The organism is Phycicoccus sp. M110.8, assembly GCF_032464895.1.
Lineage (GTDB): Bacteria > Actinomycetota > Actinomycetes > Actinomycetales > Dermatophilaceae > Pedococcus.
In genome coordinates this window covers 733,003-754,812 of the sequence record NZ_JAWDIC010000001.1, presented here as the reverse complement: position 1 = coordinate 754,812, position 21,810 = coordinate 733,003, and the positions used below count along the sequence as shown (strand labels likewise).

Genomic DNA, 21,810 nt, shown 5'->3' with positions numbered 1-21,810 from the left:
TTCCTGACCGCCCGACACGACGAAGGGCGCCTCCCGCCGGGGAGGCGCCCTTCGTCGTGGGGTGGGTGGTGCCGGCGTGGGGTGCGCCGGCAGCCGGGTCAGTCCTTGATCTCCGCCAGGACCGCGCCGTTGGTGACGGTCTGGCCGACCTCGGCCGCGAGTCCGGTGATGGTGCCGGCCTTGTGGGCGTTGATCGGCTGCTCCATCTTCATCGCCTCGAGCACGACGACGAGCTCGCCCGCCTCGACCTGCTGGCCCTCCTCGACGGCGATCTTGACGATGGTGCCCTGCATGGGCGCGGTGAGGGAGTCACCCGACGCGGCGCCGCCGCCCTTGGCGGACGAGGAGCGCCGGGGCGCCTTCTTCTTGGCCGCGGCACCACCGCCACCGAGGGAGAGCCCGCCGGGCAGGACGACCTCGAGCCGCTTGCCGCCGACCTCGACGACCACGGTCTGGCGCTCGCCGGCGTCCTCGGGCGCATCGGCGACCGGCCCGGCATACGGCTGGATCTGGTTGTCGAACTCGGTCTCGATCCACCGCGTGTGCACGGTGAACGGCTTGTCGCCCTCCGGCGCGAACGCGGGGTCCTCGACGACGACGCGGTGGAACGGCAGGACCGTGGGCATGCCCTCGATGACGAACTCGGCCAGCGCCCGGCGCGAGCGCTCGAGGGCCTGCTGGCGGTCGCGGCCGGTGACGATCAGCTTGGCCAGCATCGAGTCGAACGCCCCGGCGACGACGTCGCCCGAGACGACGCCCGAGTCCAGGCGCACGCCGGGACCCGACGGCGGGTCGAAGACCGAGACGGTGCCCGGCGCGGGCAGGAAGCCGCGGCCGGCGTCCTCGCCGTTGATGCGGAACTCGATCGAGTGGCGCACCGGCTCGGGGTCGTCGTAGCCGAGCTCCTCGCCGTTCGCGATGCGGAACTGCTCGCGGACGAGGTCGATGCCGGTCACCTCCTCGGTGACGGGGTGCTCGACCTGCAGGCGGGTGTTCACCTCGAGGAAGGAGATGCGGCCGTCCTGGGCGACGAGGAACTCGCAGGTCCCGGCACCGACGTACCCGGCCTCGGACAGGATCGCCTTCGACGCCCGGCGCAGCTCGGCGTTCTGCTCGTCGGTGAGGAACGGCGCGGGCGCCTCCTCGACGAGCTTCTGGTGCCGGCGCTGCAGCGAGCAGTCGCGGGTGGAGACGACCACGACATTGCCGTGCTGGTCGGCGAGGCACTGGGTCTCGACGTGGCGCGGCTTGTCGAGGTATTGCTCGACGAAGCACTCGCCGCGGCCGAAGGCGGCGACCGCCTCGCGCACCGCCGAGTCGTACAGGTGCGGGATCTCCTCGATGGTGCGTGCGACCTTGAGGCCGCGACCACCGCCGCCGTATGCCGCCTTGATCGCCACCGGGAGCCCGTGCTCCCTGGCGAAGCCCACGACCTCGTCGGCGTCGGCGACCGGGTCGGCGGTGCCAGCCACGAGGGGGGCGTTGGCGCGAGCAGCGATGTGCCGGGCCTTCACCTTGTCGCCGAGGGAGTCGATGGCGTGCGGCGGCGGCCCGATCCAGGTCAGCCCGGCGTCCATGACGGCCTGGGCGAAGGAGGCGTTCTCGGAGAGGAAGCCGTAGCCGGGGTGCACCGCGTCGGCGCCCGCTTTCTTGGCGACCTCGATCAGCTTCTCCTGCACCAGGTAGGAGTCGCCGGGCGTGGTGCCGCCGAGGGCGTAGGCCTCGTCGGCCACGCGCACGTGCAGGGCGTCCCGGTCCGGCTCGGCATACACGGCCACCGACGTGAGGCCGCTGTCGGCGCAGGCACGGGCGACGCGGACGGCGATCTCGCCGCGGTTGGCAATGAGGACCTTGGAGATGGGCGCCATGTCGCGGAGCCTAGCCGTTTCCGTCACGGCACCCACGGCGACGGGGGTGTGGCATGGGTGACAGTCGACGACGCGTCCACTGGGGCCACGGCCGGGCCCTATCGTGTGCCCCATGAGCACCGCCGACGACGCCCGCGCCCTGCGCCACCTCGAGGAGACGGTCGAGCGCGACTTCTCCCGCGCGATGTCCTACGGCGACTACCTCGACCTCGACCGGCTGCTGTCGGCGCAGCACCCGCGCAGCGTGCCCGCCCAGCACGACGAGCTGCTCTTCATCATCCAGCACCAGACGTCCGAGCTGTGGCTCAAGCTCATGCTGCACGAGCTGCGCTCGGCCCGTGACCTGCTCGCCGCCGACGACCTCGCGCCGGCCCTCAAGCGCCTCGCGCGCGTCAAGCACATCCAGGTCGTCCTCACGGGCCAGTGGTCGGTGCTGGCCACCCTGACCCCGAGCGAGTACGCCCTCATCCGGCCGTTCCTCGCGACGAGCTCGGGCTTCCAGTCCTGGCAGTACCGCGCGGTGGAGTTCCTGCTGGGCAACAAGAACGCCGAGATGCTGCAGGTCTTCGAGCACGACGAGGAGGCCCGCGCGATGCTCGCCGAGCTGCTGCACCAGCCGAGCCTGTACGACGAGTTCCTGCGCCACCTCGGCCGCAGCGGGTATGCCGTGCCGCAGGGCCTGCTCGAGCGCGACTGGTCCCAGCCCTACCGGGCCGACGAGGCGCTCGTCGACACCTTCGCCAAGGTCTACGCGGCCCCGCGCGACCACTGGGGCGTCTACGAGACCTGCGAGGAGCTCGTCGACATCGAGGACAACTTCCAGCAGTGGCGGTTCCGCCACCTGCAGGTCGTCACCCGCACCATCGGCCACAAGCGGGGCACCGGGGGGTCGTCCGGCGTCGACTTCCTGCGCCGGGCGCTGGACCTGACCTTTTTCCCCGAGCTCTACGCCGTCCGCACCCGGGTGTAGCCACCGGCGCTCGGCCACGGGCGTCCTGCCGGCAGCCTCCGGACTATCCCCGTCGCGCCTCGCGACGGGCAGCCCGACGCGCCTTCTCCTCGGCGTCGAGCCGGGCCGCCTCCTCGGGCGTCGGCGCCGAGCCGCCGAACCGGGCGGGCAGCCACCACGACCCGGGCGGCTGTTCGTCCGCGGGGTGGGCCGCGATCGCCTCCTCCAGCATCCGGCCCATCACCGCGCGCAGGTCGGCGGTGTCGGCGACCGGGTCGGTCGCGGCATACCTCCTCGGGGCGCCGACCCGGATGGTGACGGTGCGCCCGCGCGTGAGGTCGCGCGGGTGGTCCTTGGTGAGCACCCGCTGCGTGCCCCACAGCACCACCGGGACCACAGGCACGCCGGCAGCGGCGGCGATGCGCACCGCGCCGGTCTTGAACTCCTTGAGCTCCATCGACCGCGAGATCGTCGCCTCGGGGAAGATGCCGACGGCCTCGCCGGCGCGGAGGTACTCGACGGCCGTCTCCAGCGACCGCCCGCCCTCGGCCCGGTCGACCTCGATGTGGTGAACGCCCCTCATCACCGGGCCGATCCACCGGTGCTCGAACAGCTCGCGCTTGGACAGGAACCGCACGAGCCGCCGCGAGGGGTCGGCGGCCAGGCCGCCGTAGACGGGGTCGAGGTAGCCGAGGTGGTTGAGCGCGAGAACGACGCCCCCGTGGCGCGGGACGTTCTCGGCTCCGGCCAGGTCGACCTGCTGGCCGAGCAGCCGCAGGCCCAGCTTGGCCGCGACCACGATCGGCGGGTACACCAGGTCGCGCACGTCCCCTCCTGCAGTGCCCGGGCCGGAGCGCTCGCCGGCCTCCCTGCCGACGGTAGCGGCCACCTGCATACTTCCGGACATGACGCGGGTCATCCACACGGCACAGGCCCTCGTCGACGTGGTCGTGGAGGTGGACGCGCTGCCGCGGCGCGGCGGGAACGCGGTGGCCCGCAGCTACGAGCGGTATGCCGGGGGAGCCGTCAACATCCTCGTCGCCGCCGCCCGCTCGGGCGCGGACGCGGTGCACGCCGGAGCCGTGGGCGAGGGGCCTAACGGCGACCTCGTGCGCTCGGCGCTCGCGGCCGAGGGAGTCGTGGTGTCGAGCCCGGTCGTCGACGGCCTCGACACCGGCATCTGCGTCGTCATGGTCGAGCCGAGCGCCGAGCGCACGTTCGTCACGACCCAGGGTGCCGAGCGGAGGATCAGCGCGGCCAGCCTCGCGACGAGCCGGCCCGTAGCCGGGGACCTCGTCTGCGTCAGCGGGTTCTCGCTCGTGGGACGGACCCGCGACCCCCTGCTGGAGTGGCTCGACGACCTGGCCGACGGGGTGCTGGTGGTGCTCGACCCGGGTGCGGCGTTCGGCGAGCTCGCACCCTCGCTGCAGCAGCACGTGCTCGAGCGCACCGCGGTGTGGACGAGCAACGCTGAGGAGGCCGAGCAGCTGACTGGCTGCGCCGACCCGGTGGACTCCGTCGCGGCGGTCGCGGAGCGGCTCGCCGACGGCGCGCTGGCGGGCGGCGCGCTGGCGGGTGGCGCGGTCGCGGGCGGCGCCGTCGCCGTGGTCCGGGACGGGGCGCGCGGGTGCCACCTGCGCCTGGACGGCCGGACCGAGGCGTTGCCGGGGTACCCGCAGGAGGCGGTCGACACCAACGGCGCCGGGGACACCCACACGGGTGTGCTGGTCGCCGAGGTGTCCCGGGGGACGGACTGGGTGACGGCGGCCCGGCGCGCCAACGCCGCCGGGGCGATCAAGGTCACCCGGCGGGGACCGGCAACCGCCCCCACGGCTGCGGAGATCGACGCCTTCCTCGCGGCCCAGGACCACTGACTCTGCGACCGGGCCGGTGGCGGCGCGACTCCTCGACGGGGTCGGTCAGCGCACGAGGTCGAGCAGCACCCGGCCGGCCCACACGGTCGCCGCCGCGCAGACCAGGACGAAGGTCGACGTCCACAGCCCGCGGGGCACGCGGGTCAGCGCGGCGAGCACAGCCGGGTCGCTGCCGCGGTCACGGCTGCCGGCGACGGCGGCCAGGTGCCGCCAGGCGCCGACGAGCAGGACCACGCCGAGGGCCACGAGCACGGTCGCCTGCACCCGGTCGTCCCGCCACCACCACAGGGCTGCGTTCGCGGCGAGCACGAGCACCATGACCAGGGCGGTGAGCGCCGAACGCACCCTCAGCACGGCGACCACGAGCACCACGAGTCCGGCGGTCACCATCGGCGCCGCCCAGCCGCGACCGGCGGCCCAGACCAGGACCGCGCCGAGGACGGCGGGGGCGGGGTAGCCGGCCCACGTCGTGACCACGCGACCGGCGCCGCGGGACGGGCCCACGGTCACGGCGTGGCCCGACATGTCCCCCCGAAGCACGAAGCCGGTGAAACGGCGGCCGACCGCGATGCCGACCAGCGCGTGGCCCAGCTCGTGCACCAGCGTCACGACGACCCGCAGGGCCTGCCAGACCGGGGCGACGCCGACCACGACGAGCGCGACGGCGAGCGAGGTGAGCACCGCCGACGGGGCCAGCGCGATGCCGTCGGTGGGTACGACGCGTGCCCCGACCTCGTCCCAGTTCACGGCGGCGAACCTAGCCCAGCAGCCTGTGGGACCGTCCCGACGGTTCAGCGGAGCCGGTCGAGGTCCTCGCGGCAGCGGCGCTCGAACTCGTCGAGCTCGGTGAGGGCGTCCTCGAGGTCGCGGCGACGCTGCTCGAGGTCGGTGCGGCGCTCGTCGATCTGGCCGAGCACGTACTCGAGCTGGCTGGCCTTGCCCCGGGGCCGGTCGTAGAGGTCGATGATCGTGCGGATCTCCTCGAGCGGGAACCCGAGGCGCCGCCCGCGCAGGATCAGCCCCAGCCGGGTGCGGTCGCGCCGGTGGTAGACGCGCTGGGTGCCGCGCCGCTCGGGGGAGATGAGCCCGAGGTCCTCGTAGTGGCGGACGGTGCGGTGGGTGACCCCGAACTCCTCGGCGACCTCGCGGATCGTCCAGGTCCGCTGCTCGGTCGCGGTGGGGCTTGGCATACCCGCGAGTATTGCTTTACGTTTACGTCAACGTCAAGCGATGGCGGGTATGCCGCGTGGCCGGGTGATCCTCGGCGCGCGCCCCACGAAGGAGTGAAGCGATGTTCGAGCTGAGCAAGGAGCACGAGGACTTCCGCAAGGTCGTGCGGGAGTTCGCGCAGGCCGAGGTCGAGCCGCACATCGCCCAGTGGGACAAGGACCACCACTTCCCGTCCGACCTCGTGCCCAAGATGGGCGAGCTCGGCCTGTTCGGGCTCGTCGTGCCGGAGGAGTTCGGCGGCATGGGCGACGACGGCGACTTCACCTCGCTCTGCGTCGCGATCGAGGAGCTGGGCCGGGTCGACCAGTCGATCGGGATCACCCTGTCGGCCGGCGTGGGCCTGGGCATCAACCCGATCCTCACGTACGGCAGCCAGGAGCAGAAGGAGCGCTTCCTGCCCGACCTCGTCGCCGGCCGCGCGCTCGCCGGATTCGGCCTCACCGAGCCGGACGCCGGCTCCGACGCCGGGGCCACCCGCACCAGGGCCGTCCGCGACGGCGAGGAGTGGGTCGTCAACGGCGCCAAGGCGTTCATCACCAACTCGGGCACGGACATCACCTCCGTCGTGACGGTCACCGCCCGTACCGGCACGGCCGACGACGGCTCGGCCCAGATCTCGGCCATCATGATCCCTTCCGGCACACCGGGATTCACGGTCGAGCCGGCATACGACAAGCTCGGGTGGCACGCCTCCGACACCCACGGGCTCACGTTCGAGGACTGCCGGGTGCCCGCCTCGAACCTGCTCGGCAACGAGGGCGACGGCTTCAAGCAGTTCCTCAAGACGCTCGACGACGGCCGCATCGCCATCTCCGCGCTCGCGGTCGGGATGAGCCAGCGGATGCTCGAGGAGACGACCGAGTACGCGAAGACCCGCAAGGCGTTCGGCAAGCCGATCGGGGTCAACCAGGGCGTCTCCTTCCAGATCGCCGACCTCGCGGTCATGGTCGAGGCCTCGCGCCAGCTGACCTACAAGGCGGCGTGGCTCAAGGACGAGCTCGAGCGCGGGCGCCGCTCGGTCAAGGAGGTCAAGCAGGCCGCCGCGATCTGCAAGCTGTACTCCACCGAGGCGGCCGTGACCGCGACCCGCATCGCCACCCAGGTTTTCGGCGGCAACGGTTTCATGGAGGAGTACCCCGTCGCTCGGTTCTACCGCGACGCCAAGATCCTCGAGATCGGCGAGGGCACCTCGGAGGTGCAGCGCATGGTCATCGCACGCCACCTCGGCCTGCCGACCGCCTGAACCTGCACCCCAGAAGTCATTGCCCCGTAACGCAATCCGTTCGTCCACCGAAGTTCGAGAGGGTATGCCGGTGACCTCCACGCCAGCGTCGTCCACCCGGTCCGCGTCCACCGGGCCCGGGTCCGCCCCGTTCGCGGTCGGTGGTGACTCGGGCTCCGACCCGAAGGTGACCGACGTCCGCGAGCGGCTCGCCGCGGCACACGACGCCTCCGCCTCGGCGCCGGATAAGGCGCAGGCCAAGCTCGACGGCCAGGGCAAGCTCTACGTCCGTGACCGGATCGCCCTGCTGTTCGACGAGGGGTCGTTCGTCGAGGACGGCCGCTACGCCAACGCGACGGCCACCGGACTGCCCGCCGACGGCGTCGTCACCGGCCGCGGCACCGTCGACGGCCGCCCCGCCATCGTCATCGCCAACGACCCGACCGTGAAGGCCGGGTCCTGGGGTGCGCGCACCGTGGAGAAGATCGTCCGCGCGACCGAGATGGCGCTGCGTGAGGAGCTGCCGGTCTTCTGGTTCGTCGACTCCGCGGGGGCGCGGATCACCGACCAGGTCGAGATGTTCCCCGGCCGGCGGGGTGCGGGCCACATCTTCCACAACCAGGTGGCCCTGTCCGGCAAGGTGCCGCAGGTTTGCTGCCTGTTCGGGCCGAGCGCGGCCGGCGGCGCGTACATCCCGTCGTTCACCGACCTGGTGATCATGGTGGAGGGCAACGCGTCGATGTACCTCGGCAGCCCGCGCATGGCCGAGATGGTCGTGGGGGAGAAGGTCTCGCTCGAGGAGATGGGTGGCGCGCGGATGCACTGCACCGTCTCGGGTGTCGGCGACCTGCTCGTGTCCGACGACGCCGAGGCGATCGAGATGGCCCGGCTCTACTTCTCGTACCTGCCGGCGTCGTGGCGCTCGGAGCTGCCGACGTACGCCCCCGAGGAGCCGTCGCGCCCGCTGACCCGGCACACCGTGCCCGAGCGCGAGAGCCAGCCGTTCGACATCCACGAGGTGATCGACGGCCTCGTCGACGACGAGTCGTTCTTCGAGGTCAAGCCGCTCTTCGCCCCCGAGCTGGTCGTCGGCTTCGGCCGGATGGCCGGCGAGACCGTCGGCATCGTCGCGAACAACTCCGCGGTCAAGGGCGGCGTGCTCTTCACCGACAGCGCCGACAAGGCGGCCCGGTTCATCTGGCTGTGCGACGCGTACTCAATCCCGCTCGTCTACCTCGCGGACGTGCCCGGCTTCATGATCGGCTCCGAGGTCGAGCGCGGCGGCATCATCCGGCACGGCGCCAAGATGGTCTCGGCGGTCTCGTCGGCCACCGTCCCGCAGTTCTGCGTCATCGTCCGCAAGGCCTACGGCGCCGGGCTCTACGCCATGGGCGGCCCGGGGTTCGCGCCCGACGCGACGATCGCGCTCCCGACGGCACGGATCGCGGTCATGGGTCCGGAGGCAGCCGTCAACGCGGTGTACGCCAACAGGATCGCGGCCATCGAGGCCGAGCAGGGCACCGAGGCCAGGGACGCGTTCGTCCAGCAGATGCGACGCGAGTACGAGGAGGACGTCGACCTCGAGCGGCTCGCCGCCGACCTCGTCCTCGACCAGGTGATCGAGGCCGATGCGCTGCGGTCCGAGCTGCTGCTGCGGCTGCGCTACGCGAAGAACCGCGAGCGCCACTTCGCCACCAAGCGCCGCGACATCCCCCCGGTCTGACCGCCCTGGGTTACCCGCAAAACGGCGGTTGCGCGGCATACCGCGGGTTGTTGTCCCGCGGGTTGCCGAGCAACCGCCGTTTTGCGGAGGTGTCGGCGCCCTGGCCCCGCTCCGGCCCCGGCGTCAGGCGCCGCGCTCGCCCTGGGCGCCCTGGAAGGCGGCGGCGCGCAGGTCGCGCCACGGCACGCCGACCTCGGCGAGCAGCTCGCGCAGCAGGGGCAGCGACAGCCCGACGACGTTGCTGGGGTCGCCCTCGATGCCGGCGACGTACGGCGCGCCGAGCCCGTCGAGGGTGAACGCGCCGGCCACGCGCAGCGGCTCGCCGGTGGCGACGTACGCCTCGACCTCCTCGGCCTCGAGCCGGGCGAAGTGGACGGTGGTCGCCGCGGTCGCGCCGAGCGTCGCCCCCGTGCCGCCCTCGTCGGCGTCGCGGGTGTCGACGACCCAGTGACCCGTGTGCAGGACGCCGGACCGGCCGCTCATCCGCGACCAGCGCGAGACGGCCTCGGCCACCGACGCCGGCTTGCCGTGGATCTCCCCGTCGAGCTCCAGCACCGAGTCGCAGCCGAGGACGAGCGCGCCGTCGACCTGGGCGGCGACGTCCTCGGCCTTGGCGCGCGCGAGCAGGAGGGCGACGTCCTCCGCGCCGAGCTCGTCACCGTGGACGTGGCGGGCGTCGCGGACGGCTGCGTCCTCGTCGACCTCGCTGACGACGATGCTCGCCTCGACGCCCGCGGCGACCAGGAGCTTCTTGCGGGCGGGTGAGGCGGAGGCGAGGACGAGGTGCAGGGTCACGCGCACAACCTAGCCGCTGCGCAGCCGGGTCAGCCGACCTGCTCGTCGACGAAGCACCAGCGCCACGCCTCGCCCGGCTCGAAGCTGCGCATGACCGGGTGACCGGTCTCCTCGAAGTGCTTGTTCGCGTGCTTGTTGGGCGAGGAGTCGCAGCAGCCTACGTGCCCGCAGTCGAGGCACAGCCGCAGGTGCACCCAGGTGTCGCCGAGCTCGAGGCACTCCTGGCAGCCGTGCGGGGTGAGCGGCGGCACGAACCGGTCGTGGTGCGCGGCGAGGTGCTCGCACTCGTCGACCGCCCGCTCCGGCGGCAGCAGCGGGTCCTCGCGCAGCTCGTCGGAGCGCTCCTCGATGCGGTCGAGCATCGACTCCTCGAGGTCGAGCTGGGCCAGGACGTGGACCAGGATCTCCTGGTCGACGTTGCCCGCGTCGCGGATCTTGAGCAGCTCCTCGCGCTCCGCGCCGAGCATGTGCATCCGCAGCCGCCGGTATGCCGCGCTGGGGGTCTCGCTCGCGTCCTCCCGGCCCTGCCCGAGCCGCTCCCAGACGATGTTGGTGCGGTTCTCGGCGCGACGGCGCAGCAGGTCGATCGTCTCCTCGTCCGCCTCGTCGTGCTCCTCGAGGGCCTTGAGGCCCGCGGCGACGGAGGCCTGCAGGATGGTGGCCTCCTGCAGGGCGTCCTCGCGGGGGTCGGGACCGCGCACCCCGAGCCGCCGGGCGAGCCACGGCAGCGTCAGGCCCTGGAGCAGCAGCGTCCCCACGGTGACCGACATGGCGGCGAGCACGAGGACGGGCCGCTCCGGCGTCTGCTCCGGGAGCGCGAAGGCGGCCGCGAGGGTCACCACGCCGCGCATGCCGGCCCAGGAGATGACCGCGCTGTTGGAGGGCCGGAACTGCGGGCCGCCGCCCTTGATCTTCGACTCGACCCACTTGAAGGGGAAGACGTAGAGCGGCCGCAGCACGATGACCGTGACGACCACGAGGGTGCAGACCCCGATGAGCCGCCCCAGACCCACACCGGAGTCGAGGGCGTCCTTGACCAGCCGGCGCATCTGCATGCCGAGCATGAGGAAGACGACGTTCTCGAGGATGAACTGGGTGGTCCGCCAGTTGATCCGCTCGCTGAGGCGCGAGGACGCGTTCTGCACCACGGGTGACTTGTGGCCCAGCACGATGCCCGCGACGACGACGGCCAGCACCCCGGACCCGTGGAAGTGCTCGGCCGGAAGGTAGGCGACGTAGGGGACGATGAACGAGATCGAGGTGTCGATCACCGGGTCGGTGACCTTGCGGCGCACGAACGCCACACCCAGCGCCACGACCGCCCCGACACCGACGCCGAGCACCACTGCGCGACCGAAGTCCACGGCGGTGGAGGCGAACGTGACGCTGCCGGCGGCGATGATCGCCGCGGACGCGGTCCGCAGCGACACCAGGGCCGTCGCGTCGTTGAGCAGCGACTCGCCCTCGAGGATGGTCACGATCCGGCGGGGGAGGCCGATGCGCCTCGCGACCGCGGTCGCCGCCACCGCGTCCGGCGGGGCCACGACGGCGCCGAGCGCGAAGGCCACCACGAACGGCACGCCCAGGGCCCACCACGTCACGAGGCCCACGCCCGCGGCCGTGAAGAGGACGAGCCCCACGGACAGGGCCAGGATCGGGCTCCAGTTGGCCCGGAAGTCCACCAGCGACGTGCGGATCGCGGCGGCATACAACAGCGGGGGCAGCAGGCCGACCAGGACGAGCTCGGAGCTCAGGGCCGGTTCGGGGATGACCGGCACGAAGCTGATGCCCACCCCCACGACGAGCAGGGCCAGGGGTGCCAGGAAGCCGAACCGCTGGGCGAGCCCGGCCACGACGACGACCACGGCGATGATGGCGACGATCGCCGTTGCTGCTTCCACGGGGGGAATCCTCGCACCCGCCGGGGCACCCCGCCGACTCCCGTCTCACCGGCGCCGCGGGCGGCCGGCCCTCTTGCGCCCGACCCCTCTCCGCCGGCCCTCCTGCCCCGGCGCCACCCGCGACGACCCGGGCGGCGCAGTGGCCCGCGACCGTGACCAAGGGCCCTGTCCCGCCTGACCTTCCGCCGTGAGCATCGGACGCGACGGAGGTGGAGATGGGACTCGACGACCCGGACCTGACGCCCCCGGCCCCCTTGGGGCTGGGCCGGCTGCGAGCCGGCCCGCAGCGTTCCCAGCGGCCGGTCTACGTGGACCTGCTGCCGCCCTGCAACGCGGGGTGCCCGGCGGGGGAGAACATCCAGGGGTGGCTGGCGCTGGTGCGGGCCGGACGGCACGAGGAGGCGTGGCGGCTGCTCACGGCCGACAACCCGCTGCCCGCCGTGCACGGTCGCGTCTGCTACCACCCGTGCGAAGGCGCCTGCAACCGCGTCGAGCTCGACGCCGCCGTGTCCATCCACGGGGTCGAACGGTTCCTCGGCGACCTGGCGATCGAGTCCGGCTGGCGCTTCGACCCGCCGCCGCGGCGCAGCTCCCGGCGGGTGCTCGTCGTGGGCTCCGGACCCAGCGGCCTCAGCGCGGCATACCACCTCGCCCGCCTGGGCCACGAGGTGGTGGTGCGGGACAACGGACCGGAACCGGGCGGGATGATGCGCTACGGCATCCCGTCCTACCGGCTGCCGCGGGACGTGCTCGATGCCGAGATCGCCCGGATCGCCGCCCTGGGCGTGGTCTTCGAGCAGGACCACCGGGTCACCGACCTCACCGCCGAGATGCACGACGGCGGGTTCGACGCGGTGTTCGCGGCGGTGGGTGCCCACCTGTCCAAGCGGGTGGACATCCCCAACGAGGACGCCAGCCGGGTCATCGACGCCGTCTCGTTCCTGCGGGGTGTCGAGTCCGGCGAGCAGGGCTCGTTGGCCAGCCGTCACGTGGCCGTCTACGGCGGCGGCAACACCGCGATGGATGCCGCCCGGGTGGCCCGCCGGCTCGGTGCCGACGACACCGTGATCGTGTACCGGCGCACCCGCGAGCAGATGCCCGCCCACGAGCAGGAGGCGGCCGACGCCGAGCGCGAGGGCATCCGCATCACCTGGCTGCGCACCATCAGCTCGATGAACGAGCACGAGCTCACCGTGGAGGTCCAGGCACTCGACGAGGACGGCCGGCCCCACGGCACGGGCCAGTTCGAGAAGCTCGCCGCCGACACCGTCATCCTCGCCGTCGGCCAGGAGAGCGACACCGGCTTCCTGCGCTCCGTCCCGGGGGTGCGGCTGGACGGCGACACGGTCCAGGTCGACCCGTTCACCCTCATGACCGGCGCCCCGGGCGTGTTCGCCGGCGGTGACGCCGTGCCGAGCGAGAGGACCGTGACCGTCGGCGTGGGCCACGGCAAGAGGGCAGCCCGCAGCATCGATGCCTGGCTCTCCGGCCGCGAGCCGGCGCCGCGCCCCAAGCACCCGCCGGCCGACTTCGAGAAGCTCAACCTCTGGTACTTCGGGGACCACGGCCGCCGCGAGCAGGCCGAGCTCGACCCGGCCGAGCGGGTGCACGGGTTCGTCGAGGTGACCGCCGGGCTGACGCCGGAGGAGGTGGCGCACGAGGCGGGGCGGTGCCTGTCCTGCGGCAACTGCTTCGAGTGCGACGGCTGCCTCGGGGCGTGCCCGGAGGACGCGGTCATCAAGCTCGGCGCGGGGCACCGGTACCGCTTCGACTACACCGCCTGCACCGGCTGCGGCACCTGCGCCCGGCAGTGCCCGGTGCACGCCATCGAGATGGTGGCCGAGCCGGCTGCAGCGGAGCAGGACATCCTGGGTGGGGGCATCTGAGGTGCGGGCGACCGTCGACGGCAACGAGGCCGCGGTGGGCGTGGCGTACCGGCTGAGCGAGCTGTGTGCCATCTACCCGATCACGCCGTCGTCGGCCATGGCCGAGCTCGCCGACGAGTGGGCCTCACGCGACCGGCCCAACATCTGGGGCAGCGTGCCCACCGTCATGGAGATGCAGAGCGAGGGCGGCGCCGCCGGGGCCCTCCACGGCGCGCTCCAGGGAGGGGCGCTGAGCACCACCTTCACCGCGTCTCAGGGCCTGCTGCTCATGGTGCCCAACATGTACAGGATCGCCGGTGAGCTGACCTCGACCGTCTTCCACGTGGCAGCCAGGGCCCTCGCGGCCCAGGGACTGTCGATCTTCGGCGACCACTCCGACGTCATGGCGGTGCGCCAGACCGGCTTCGCGCTGCTCGCGTCGGCGTCGGTGCAGGAGGCGCACGACCTCGCCCTGGTCGCGCACGCGGCGACGCTGCGCTCGCGGGTGCCCTTCGTCCACTTCTTCGACGGCTTCCGCACCTCCCATGAGCTGGCGACGGTCGAGCTGCTGCCCGACGACGTGCTGCGCGCCCTGGTGCCGGAGGAGCTCGTCCGCCAGCACCGGCTGCGGGCGCTCAGCCCCGAGCGGCCCTTCGTGCGCGGCACCGCGCAGAACCCCGACGTCTACTTCCAGGCCCGCGAGACGGTGAACCCGTTCTACGCGCGCACGCCCGGCATCGTGCAGTCGGTCATGGACGAGCTCGCCGAGCGCTGCGGGCGGGCCTACCGGCTGGTGGAGTATGCCGGGCACCCCGAGGCCGACCGGGTGGTCGTCGTCATGGGGTCGGGAGCGCAGACGGTCCGGGAGACGGTGGACCACCTGGTCGCGAGGGGGGAGCGCGTCGGCGTGCTGCAGGTGCGGCTGTACCGGCCCTTCCCCGCCGAGCAGCTCGTGGCGGCGCTCCCTGCCTCCGTCAGGACGGTGGGGGTCCTGGACCGCACGAAGGAGCCGGGCTCGGCGGGGGAACCGATACACCTCGACGTCGTGGCGGCACTGGCCGACGCCCACGGGAGCGGTCGGCGCGGCACCCTGCCCCGGGTGGTGGGTGGCCGCTACGGCCTGTCGTCCAAGGAGCTCACGCCGGGCATGGTCGTGGGCGTGTTCGAGGAGCTCGCCCGGCCGGAGCCGCGGCCGAGGTTCACGGTCGGCATCGTCGACGACGTCACCGGCACCAGCCTGCCGTGGGACCCGGACCTCGACATCGAGGACCCGGCCACCGTGCGCGCGGTCTTCTTCGGGCTGGGCTCCGACGGCACGGTCGGGGCCGCCAAGAACACGATCAAGATCCTCGGCGCCGACCCGCACCTCTTCGCCCAGGGCTACTTCGTCTACGACTCCAAGAAGTCCGGCGGGCAGACCGTCTCGCACCTGCGCTTCGGGCCGCACCCCATCCGTGCGCCCTACCTCGTGGACCGGGCCGGCTTCGTCGGCTGCCACCACCTCGGGCTGCTCGAGAAGGTCGACGTCCTCGGCCGGGCAGCGGACGGGGCCACCCTGCTGCTCAACGCCCCGCAGCCACCCGACGAGCTCTGGGACGCGCTGCCCGCGACCGTGCAGCAGCAGGTTCTCGACAAGGGCCTGCGGCTCTACACCATCGACGCCGACCGCGTCGCACGCGAGTGCGGCCTGCCGGGGCGCACGAACACGGTGCTGCAGACGTGCTTCTTCGCGATCTCCGGGGTGCTGCCGCGAGAGCAGGCCGTCGAGCAGGTGAAGGCAGCCATCCACCGGACCTACTGGAAGCGCGGCACCGCCGTGGTCCGCCGGAACGAGGAGGCCGTGGATGCCGCCCTGGCCGCCCTGCACCGGGTACCGGTGCCGGGGGTGGTGACCTCCGGGCGGGTCTCCCCACCCGCCGTCCCGGCGTCCGCACCACCGTTCGTGCGGGAGGTGACGGGCGCGATGATGGCCGGCCGTGGCGAGGACCTCCCCGTCAGCGCGCTCCCCGTGGACGGCACCTTCCCCAGCGGCACCACGGCCTACGAGAAGCGGCGCATCTCCGACCTGGTCGCGCAGTGGGATCCCGACACCTGCATCCAGTGCGGCACCTGTTCGTTCGTGTGCCCGCACAGCGTCATCCGCGCGAAGTACTACGACGAGAAGGACCTGGCCGGTGCGCCGGAGGGCTTCGCGTCGGCGCCCCTCGACGCCGTGGGGCTGCCGTCGGCGCGGTACACGCTGCAGGTCTACGCGGAGGACTGCACCGGGTGCTCGCTGTGCGTCGAGGCGTGCCCGGTCAGCCCCATCGGAAGGCCGGACCGCAAGGCGATCAACCTCACCCCGGCCGTCGAGCGGTTCGACGTCGAGCGCGAGAACATCGCGTTCTTCGAAACGTTGGAGGTCAACGACCGGGCCCGCGTCGACTTCGGGACGGTGCGCGGGACGCAGTTCCTCCAGCCGCTGTTCGAGTTCTCGGGGGCATGCGCCGGCTGCGGCGAGACCCCGTACCTCAAGCTCCTCACCCAGCTCTTCGGCGAGCGGGCGATGGTGGCCAACGCGACCGGCTGCTCCTCGATCTACGGCGGGAACCTGCCGACGACCCCCTGGACGAAGAACGCCGCCGGGCGCGGCCCCGCCTGGTCGAACTCGCTGTTCGAGGACAACGCGGAGTTCGGCCTGGGCATGCGGCTCGCCGCCGACCTGCACGCGCGGCTGGCGCGCGAGCGGCTGGCCGAGCTCCGTGACGAGGTCGGCGCTGACCTCGTCGACGCGATCCTGACCGCCCCGCAGGTCCGCGAGCACGAGCTCGTCGCCCAGCGCGACCGGGTGACCGAGTTGCTGGGCCGCCTGACCGGCCTCGACGGGCCGGCCGTCGCGGACCTGCGCAGCGTCGCGGACCACCTCCTGCGGCGCAGCCTGTGGATCGTCGGTGGCGACGGGTGGGCCTACGACATCGGCTCCGGGGGGCTGGACCACGTGCTCGCGAGCGGCCTGGACGTCAACGTCCTCGTGCTCGACACCGAGGTGTACTCCAACACCGGCGGGCAGTCGTCCAAGGCGACGCCACTCGGGGCCGTGGCGAAGTTCGCGGCGGCGGGCAAGACCGCAGCCAAGAAGGACCTCGCGCTGCAGGCGATCGCGTACGGCAACGTCTACGTCGCACGGGTCGCGATGGGGGCCGACCCGCAGCAGACCCTGACCGCGTTCCGCGAGGCCGAGGCCTACGACGGACCGTCCCTGGTCATCGCCTACAGCCACTGCATCGCCCACGGCATCGACATGAAGGACGGCCTCGACCAGCAGTACCGCGCCGTCGCCAGCGGTCACTGGCCGCTGGTGCGCTACGACCCGGTCGCGCGCGACCACGGCCGCAACCCCTTCCAGCTCGACTCCCCGAGGCCGCGGATCCCGTTGGCGGACTATGTCTACCGCGAGCTGCGCTACCGCCTCCTGCGCAGCTCCGACCCGGCCGAGGCGGAGCGCCTGCTCGGCCTCGCCCAGGAGGCCGTGGATCGGCGATGGGCCACCTACGAGGAGATGGCGACCCGTGGCCCGGCGGCGTTCGCGGCCGACGCCAGGAGGAGCAGGTGACCGACCTCGCGACCCGCTACCTCGGGCTGGCCCTGCGCAACCCGCTCGTCGCCTCCGCCTCACCGCTGTCGCAGACCGTGGAGGGCGTGCGGGCCCTCGCCGACGCGGGGGTCGGCGCCGTGGTGCTGCCGTCGCTGTTCGAGGAGCAGGTGCGGCAGGAGCAGCTGCGCGACCTGCAGGTCACCGAACCGTACGACGAGTCGTTCGGGGAGGCGCTGTCGTACTTCCCCAGCCGGGCCGGGTCCTCCGGCGGTGGTGCCCACTACCTGCACCTCGTCGAACGCGCTGTCGGCGTGGCCGGCGACCTGGTTGTGCCGGTCGTCGCGAGCCTCAACGGCTCGAGCCCGGGTGGGTGGGCCGGCTTCGCCGCGTCGCTGCAGGACGCCGGGGCGGCGGCGATCGAGCTCAACGTCTACCTCGTCCCCGGGGACCCGCACCTCTCGGGCCGTGACGTCGAGGACTGGCACGTCGAGATCCTGCGGACCGTCCGCGAGGTCGTCTCCGTCCCGGTGGCGGTGAAGCTCAGCCCGCACTTCAGCTCGGTCGGCCAGATGGCGCTGCGGCTGGATGAGGCCGGGGCCGCCGGACTGGTGCTGTTCAACCGGTTCCTGCCGCCCGACATCGACCTCGAGACGGTCTCCGTGCACCCCCAGCTCTCCCTGTCGGTGCCTGAGGAGGCGCGGCTGCCGCGCACCTGGGTCGCGATCCTCCGCAGCCGCGTGCGCTGCTCGCTGGCGGCGACGACGGGGGTGGAGACCGGCGAGGACGTCGTGAAGTACCTGCTCGCCGGCGCGGACGTCGTCATGACCGCCTCCGCCCTGCTGCGGCACGGGGAGGCGTATGCCGCGAGCCTCCTCGCCGGGCTCGAGGACTGGATGGCGCGCAAGGGTTTCGGCTCCGTCGACGACCTGCGTGGTCTCCTGGCCGTACCGCTCGGGACGGACGCCACGGCATACGAACGGTCTGCGTACGTGAGCGCCCTGGACGGGGCACGGCGCACCTACGGCGACCTACGGATGCGCGACGACGCCTGAGCCGCACCGGTCGGCCGGCGTGACCGGCTCCGCGCGACCGACTCCACGGGGTCGGCCGCGCCGGAGCGGTCACAGCTCGCCGAGCACGGCCTCCCGGAGGGTGTCGAGGCCGACGCCGCCGATGTCGAGCGCCCGGCGGTGGAAGTCCTTGAGCGAGAACGACTCGCCCTCGCGCTCGCGGACCTGGTCGCGCAGCTGCATCCAGAGCCGCTCGCCGATCTTGTACGACGGCGCCTGGCCCGGCCAGCCGAGGTAGCGGTCGAGCTCGAACCGCAGCCACGCCTCGCCCTGGTTGGCGTGCGCGGTGAGGTACTGCCACGCCTTGTCGTAGGTCCACTCGCCGCCACCGACCTCCTGCGGCGCCTCGAACCCGCAGTGCACGCCGATGTCGATGACGACGCGGGCCGCGCGCAGCGACTGGCTGTCGAGCAGCCCCATGAGGTTGCCGGGGTCGTCCATGTACCCGAGCTCGTCCATGAGCCGCTCGGCATACAGCGCCCAGCCCTCGCCGTGGCCGGAGGTCCACGCGGCCATGCGGCGCCAGGAGTTGAGCAGCTCGGAGCGGAACACCGTCTGCGCGACCTGGAGGTGGTGGCCCGGGACGCCCTCGTGGTAGACGGTCGTGAGCTCCTTCCAGGTGCCGAACTCGGTGACGCCCTTGGGCACCGACCACCACATGCGGCCGGGCCGGGAGAAGTCCTCCGAGGGCCCGGTGTAGTAGATGCCGCCGGTCTGGGTCGGGGCGATGAGGCACTCGATGGTGCGCACCGGGTCGGGGATGTCGAAGTGGGTGCCGGCGAGGTTCGCGATGACCTCGTCGGCGCGCTCCTGCATCCACGCCTTGAGCGCGTCGGTGCCGTGCAGCTGGTACGCCGGGTCGGCGTCGAGGGCGGCGATGGCCTCCTTGACGGTGGCGCCGGGCTTGATCCGCTCGGCGACCTGCTCCATCCGGGCGGTGATCTGCGCGACCTCCTCCTGGCCCCAGCGGTAGGTCTCCTCGAGGTCCACGGTGGCGCCGAGGAAGGAGCGCGACAGCAGCTGGTAGCGCTCGCGCCCGCACGCGTCGGTCTCGGGCGCGCGGTCGAGCAGGTTCTCACGCAGCCAGGTCCCCAGCTCCCCGTATGCCGCGGACGCCGCCTGCGTCGCCTCGCCGAGGGTGGCGCGGGTGCCTTCCGAGAGGTCGCCGTCGTCCTCGCCGTCGGACAGGCGCGCGTCCTTCACCAGGGTCGCGAAGTAGCCGTCCGCTGCCGTGAGGTCGGCGCACTGCTGGATGCACGCCTCGACCTGGCGCCGCGGCGCGACGTTCCCCTTGTCCGCGGCGGCGAGCAGGCTCTGCTTCCACTGCTCGAGGGCGGCGGGCACCTTCTCCATGCGCCGGCTGATGACGCCCCAGTCCTCGTCGGTGGCCGTCGCCATGAGGTCAAAGCAGCCGCGGACCTCCTGCAGGGGCGAGGCGATGACGTTGAGCGCCATCTCGTCGAGCCCGGCCGCGTGGGTCTCCTCGGCGAGGCCGAGCCGCTCGCGCATGGCGGCCAGCGTGACCCGGTCGATGTCGTCGACGGGCGAGGCGGCCTCGAGCCGGGCCAGGGTCTCGCGCCGCAGCTCGGCGTGGGCCTCGTGACCCGCGGGGGAGAAGTCGTCGAGCTCCTCCTCGTGGCCCGGGATGCCGAGGTACGTCGCCGTGATCGGGCTCAGGGCCACCAGGGCCGAGAGGTACTCGTCGGCGATCCGGTCGATGTCGGTTGCTGGGCGGGGAGTCGTCTCGGTCGTCACAAGGGGCGAACCTACCCCGGGGTCCCGGGAGGAGGCATCGGCAATATCCGGGCGATTCCGGCGGGCTCGGCTCGTAGGGTGGCGGCATGAGCGCCTCCGTCCTGTCCCTCAACGTCGGGGCGCCGCAGCCCAACAGCGCGAAGAAGGTCGGCACCACCGGCATCGGCAAGGTGCCGGTCGGGTCGGTCGAGGTCCGTGCCCCCGGGCCCAAGCACGGCGGCCTCGGCAGCGGGGTTGCCGGCGACTTCATCGGCGACACCCGGCACCACGGCGGGGACAGCCAGGCGGTCTACGCCTTCGCGCGCGAGGAGCTCGACCGGTGGGGTGAGGAGCTGGGCCGCGAGCTGCCGAACGGCATGTTCGGCGAGAACCTCACCACCCTCGGGCTGGACGTCGACAGCGCGGTCGTGGGCGAGGTGTGGGAGGTCGGCGACGAGGTCGTGCTCGAGGTGTGTGGCCCGCGGATCCCGTGCGCCACCTTCACCGCACGCATGGGCGAGCGTGGCTGGGCGAAGCGGTTCGCCGCCCGGGGCCGCACCGGGGCATACCTGTCGGTCGTCTCGCCCGGCACGATCCGCAGCGGTGACCCGGTGGTGGTCCGCTCGCGGCCCGACCACGGCATCACGGTGCCGGTGACGTTCCGGGCGTTCATGGGCGACCTCGACGCGGCGCAGCGGGTGCTCGACTCCGGCTGCCTCGTCGAGACCGAGGCCGCCGAGCTGCGCGCCATGGTCGAGCGACGCGCCCCCGCCGGGGTCGAGCTCGACGCCTGAGCCCTCGCCGCCCCAGCGATCGCGCCCTCCCGCTTTGGGGGTGCAGGGGTGACGGATCCGTCACCCCTGCACCCCCAAAGCCGGGAGCCGACGTCAGCGGACGCGGCCGTAGGTGACCGCGCTCGTCCAGAGCCGCACCTTGGCGACGCGCTTCCCCGGCTTGGGGGCGTGCCAGATCCAGCCGGACCCGGCGTAGACCGCGACGTGGTAGACGGTGCTGCCGCTGTGGAAGAACACGAGGTCTCCCGGCCGGGCGCTGGCGCGGCTGATGCGCGTGGCCGCGGCGTACTGCTGCTGCGCCGTCCGGGGCAGGCGCTTGCCCGCGCGGGCGTAGGCGTACAGCGTGAGGCCGGAGCAGTCGAAGCCGGTGCTGGGGCTCGTGCCGCCGTACCGGTACGGCACGCCGACCTGGGCGCCGGCGACGCGCGCGGCAGACGACACGGTCCCGAGGGACACCGCGGCGTGGGCCTCGGGGGTGGCGACGGGGCTCACGACGAGCCCCAGGCCGAGCAGGAGGGCGAGCAGGTATGCCGGCCAGGACGTGGGCAGGGCACGGCGAAGGGAGGTGGGGAGGGACATGCGGGGAGGCCAATCTTCGGACCGCCTGCGAAGAGTGACCTGTCGGGTTCGGGCTACCGAACTGCCCGGCCGTGGCTGTGCGCCAGCGGCTTCACCCCGAGGAAGCGCTCGTACCGCTCCCGTCCTGCTGGGTTCTCCGTCCCCGACACTCGCGGCAAGACTTCGCTTGCCGTCCGCACGGGTGTCGGGGCTCGGCGACCGGGCGGACCGCCCCGCCCTGGCTGGCGGGGACTGGCTTCCACGGTAGGTCGGGCCCCGGCGAGGACCTAGCCGGGCGACGGATACCGGCCGAACGGCCCATGCGGCCTCGGGGTCGTTGGTACTAGTGCGTCAGGGTGGTGCCGCGTGGGCTACCGGGGCCAGCCCGAGGCGCGCCAGGCACCCGGACCGGGGCTCAGCGGCGGGCGGACGGCGCGCTCCCGCGAGGCCCACCGCGACACCGGTGGCGGCGCCGGCGCGGGGTCGTCGCCACCGGCCGCCGCGGACAGCACCGCGAGCAGCGCGGCGACCTCCTCGGCGGTGGCGTCGCCGCGCACCAGCCGCAGCGGGGGCCGCTCGGCAGCCACCCCGTCGACGTCCGCAGCCCCGTCCTGCGCCGGCTCGTCGCCGGTCCTCTGGTCCTCGCTCATAGC

The 21,810-nt window shown here is 72.9% G+C and carries 17 protein-coding genes; 8 read left to right on the top strand and 9 right to left on the bottom strand.

Annotated features, from left to right (window positions below):
• Positions 1 to 98: 98 nt before the first annotated feature.
• Positions 99 to 1,868, bottom strand: a complete 1,770-nt coding sequence (locus RKE38_RS03550; protein WP_316006068.1) for an acetyl/propionyl/methylcrotonyl-CoA carboxylase subunit alpha — start codon at positions 1,866 to 1,868, stop codon at positions 99 to 101.
• Between the two features lie 112 nt (positions 1,869 to 1,980).
• On the opposite strand from RKE38_RS03550, the gene kynA reads away from it, so the two are divergent.
• Positions 1,981 to 2,838, top strand: a complete 858-nt coding sequence (gene kynA, locus RKE38_RS03545; RefSeq protein WP_316006067.1) for a tryptophan 2,3-dioxygenase — start codon at positions 1,981 to 1,983, stop codon at positions 2,836 to 2,838.
• Positions 2,839 to 2,881: 43 nt separating this feature from the next.
• Here kynA and RKE38_RS03540 read toward each other — a convergent pair whose 3' ends face one another.
• A complete protein-coding gene (locus RKE38_RS03540) occupies positions 2,882 to 3,643 on the bottom strand; it encodes a lysophospholipid acyltransferase family protein (RefSeq protein WP_316006066.1) in 762 nt (253 codons plus the stop codon).
• Between the two features lie 79 nt (positions 3,644 to 3,722).
• Here RKE38_RS03540 and RKE38_RS03535 point away from each other — a divergent pair, with 79 nt between their 5' ends.
• Entirely contained in the window at positions 3,723 to 4,691 is a 969-nt protein-coding gene (locus RKE38_RS03535) for a PfkB family carbohydrate kinase (protein WP_316006065.1), read from the top strand.
• A 45-nt stretch (positions 4,692 to 4,736) separates the two neighbouring features.
• Here the strand turns inward: RKE38_RS03535 and RKE38_RS03530 are convergent, their stop codons facing one another.
• Together RKE38_RS03530 and RKE38_RS03525 are read right to left on the bottom strand one after the other, a co-directional pair.
• Entirely contained in the window at positions 4,737 to 5,438 is a 702-nt protein-coding gene (locus tag RKE38_RS03530; protein ID WP_316006064.1) for a M50 family metallopeptidase, read from the bottom strand.
• A gap of 44 nt (positions 5,439 to 5,482) precedes the next feature.
• Positions 5,483 to 5,881 carry a MerR family DNA-binding transcriptional regulator gene (locus RKE38_RS03525; protein ID WP_316006063.1) on the bottom strand — a complete coding sequence of 133 codons (399 nt, stop codon included), beginning with the start codon at positions 5,879 to 5,881 and terminating at the stop codon, positions 5,483 to 5,485.
• 101 nt (positions 5,882 to 5,982) lie between these two features.
• Between RKE38_RS03525 and RKE38_RS03520 the strand changes: the two genes are divergently transcribed.
• Both RKE38_RS03520 and RKE38_RS03515 read left to right on the top strand, forming a co-directional pair.
• Positions 5,983 to 7,164, top strand: a complete 1,182-nt coding sequence (locus tag RKE38_RS03520; RefSeq protein ID WP_316006062.1) for an acyl-CoA dehydrogenase family protein — start codon at positions 5,983 to 5,985, stop codon at positions 7,162 to 7,164.
• Between the two features lie 64 nt (positions 7,165 to 7,228).
• Positions 7,229 to 8,866 (top strand): acyl-CoA carboxylase subunit beta, encoded by a 1,638-nt coding sequence (locus RKE38_RS03515; RefSeq protein WP_410055427.1) that lies wholly within the window; start codon positions 7,229 to 7,231, stop codon positions 8,864 to 8,866.
• A 123-nt stretch (positions 8,867 to 8,989) separates the two neighbouring features.
• On the opposite strand, the gene RKE38_RS03510 is transcribed toward RKE38_RS03515, so the two are convergent.
• Positions 8,990 to 9,655 (bottom strand): Maf family protein, encoded by a 666-nt coding sequence (locus RKE38_RS03510; RefSeq protein WP_410055448.1) that lies wholly within the window; start codon positions 9,653 to 9,655, stop codon positions 8,990 to 8,992.
• 35 nt (positions 9,656 to 9,690) lie between these two features.
• Positions 9,691 to 11,562, bottom strand: coding sequence for a Na+/H+ antiporter (locus RKE38_RS03505; RefSeq protein ID WP_316006060.1), 1,872 nt, complete (start codon positions 11,560 to 11,562; stop codon positions 9,691 to 9,693).
• Positions 11,563 to 11,777: 215 nt separating this feature from the next.
• Between RKE38_RS03505 and RKE38_RS03500 the strand changes: the two genes are divergently transcribed.
• From RKE38_RS03500 to RKE38_RS03490, 3 genes are read left to right on the top strand one after another with little or no spacing between them, the layout of a single operon-like run.
• A complete protein-coding gene (locus RKE38_RS03500; RefSeq protein ID WP_316006059.1) occupies positions 11,778 to 13,448 on the top strand; it encodes an NAD(P)-binding protein in 1,671 nt (556 codons plus the stop codon).
• Positions 13,435 to 17,019, top strand: a complete 3,585-nt coding sequence (gene nifJ / locus RKE38_RS03495) for a pyruvate:ferredoxin (flavodoxin) oxidoreductase (RefSeq protein WP_316006058.1) — start codon at positions 13,435 to 13,437, stop codon at positions 17,017 to 17,019. Before RKE38_RS03500 ends, nifJ begins: the two co-directional genes overlap by 14 nt.
• On the top strand, positions 17,016 to 18,053 hold the full coding sequence (locus RKE38_RS03490) for a dihydroorotate dehydrogenase-like protein (protein ID WP_316006057.1): 1,038 nt from the start codon (positions 17,016 to 17,018) through the stop codon (positions 18,051 to 18,053). The genes nifJ and RKE38_RS03490 overlap by 4 nt, the downstream gene beginning before the upstream one ends.
• 69 nt (positions 18,054 to 18,122) lie before the next feature.
• Here RKE38_RS03490 and RKE38_RS03485 read toward each other — a convergent pair whose 3' ends face one another.
• Positions 18,123 to 19,826, bottom strand: coding sequence for a DUF885 domain-containing protein (locus RKE38_RS03485; RefSeq protein WP_316006056.1), 1,704 nt, complete (start codon positions 19,824 to 19,826; stop codon positions 18,123 to 18,125).
• An 86-nt stretch (positions 19,827 to 19,912) separates the two neighbouring features.
• Here RKE38_RS03485 and RKE38_RS03480 point away from each other — a divergent pair, with 86 nt between their 5' ends.
• Positions 19,913 to 20,599, top strand: coding sequence for an MOSC domain-containing protein (locus RKE38_RS03480; protein ID WP_316006055.1), 687 nt, complete (start codon positions 19,913 to 19,915; stop codon positions 20,597 to 20,599).
• A gap of 93 nt (positions 20,600 to 20,692) precedes the next feature.
• Here RKE38_RS03480 and RKE38_RS03475 read toward each other — a convergent pair whose 3' ends face one another.
• The gene (locus tag RKE38_RS03475; RefSeq protein ID WP_316006054.1) at positions 20,693 to 21,178 is read right to left on the bottom strand and encodes a C40 family peptidase; all 486 of its coding nucleotides are present in this window, start codon (positions 21,176 to 21,178) and stop codon (positions 20,693 to 20,695) included.
• A 350-nt stretch (positions 21,179 to 21,528) separates the two neighbouring features.
• Complete coding sequence (locus RKE38_RS03470; protein WP_316006053.1) at positions 21,529 to 21,807, bottom strand: acyl-CoA carboxylase epsilon subunit; 279 nt, start codon at positions 21,805 to 21,807, stop codon at positions 21,529 to 21,531.
• Positions 21,808 to 21,810 lie beyond the last annotated feature (3 nt).

What these genes read in the sequence shown, in the direction of transcription:
- RKE38_RS03535 (WP_316006065.1), top strand. Translation starts at nt 3,723, where the DNA reads ATGACGCGGGTCATCCACACGGCACAGGCCCTCGTCGACGTGGTCGTG.
- RKE38_RS03520 (WP_316006062.1), top strand. Translation starts at nt 5,983, where the DNA reads ATGTTCGAGCTGAGCAAGGAGCACGAGGACTTCCGCAAGGTCGTGCGG.
- kynA (WP_316006067.1), top strand. Translation starts at nt 1,981, where the DNA reads ATGAGCACCGCCGACGACGCCCGCGCCCTGCGCCACCTCGAGGAGACG.
- RKE38_RS03550 (WP_316006068.1), bottom strand. Translation starts at nt 1,868, where the DNA reads ATGGCGCCCATCTCCAAGGTCCTCATTGCCAACCGCGGCGAGATCGCC.
- RKE38_RS03515 (WP_410055427.1), top strand. Translation starts at nt 7,229, where the DNA reads ATGCCGGTGACCTCCACGCCAGCGTCGTCCACCCGGTCCGCGTCCACC.
- RKE38_RS03480 (WP_316006055.1), top strand. Translation starts at nt 19,913, where the DNA reads ATGAGCGCCTCCGTCCTGTCCCTCAACGTCGGGGCGCCGCAGCCCAAC.
- RKE38_RS03500 (WP_316006059.1), top strand. Translation starts at nt 11,778, where the DNA reads ATGGGACTCGACGACCCGGACCTGACGCCCCCGGCCCCCTTGGGGCTG.
- RKE38_RS03475 (WP_316006054.1), bottom strand. Translation starts at nt 21,178, where the DNA reads ATGTCCCTCCCCACCTCCCTTCGCCGTGCCCTGCCCACGTCCTGGCCG.
- RKE38_RS03470 (WP_316006053.1), bottom strand. Translation starts at nt 21,807, where the DNA reads ATGAGCGAGGACCAGAGGACCGGCGACGAGCCGGCGCAGGACGGGGCT.
- RKE38_RS03525 (WP_316006063.1), bottom strand. Translation starts at nt 5,881, where the DNA reads ATGCCAAGCCCCACCGCGACCGAGCAGCGGACCTGGACGATCCGCGAG.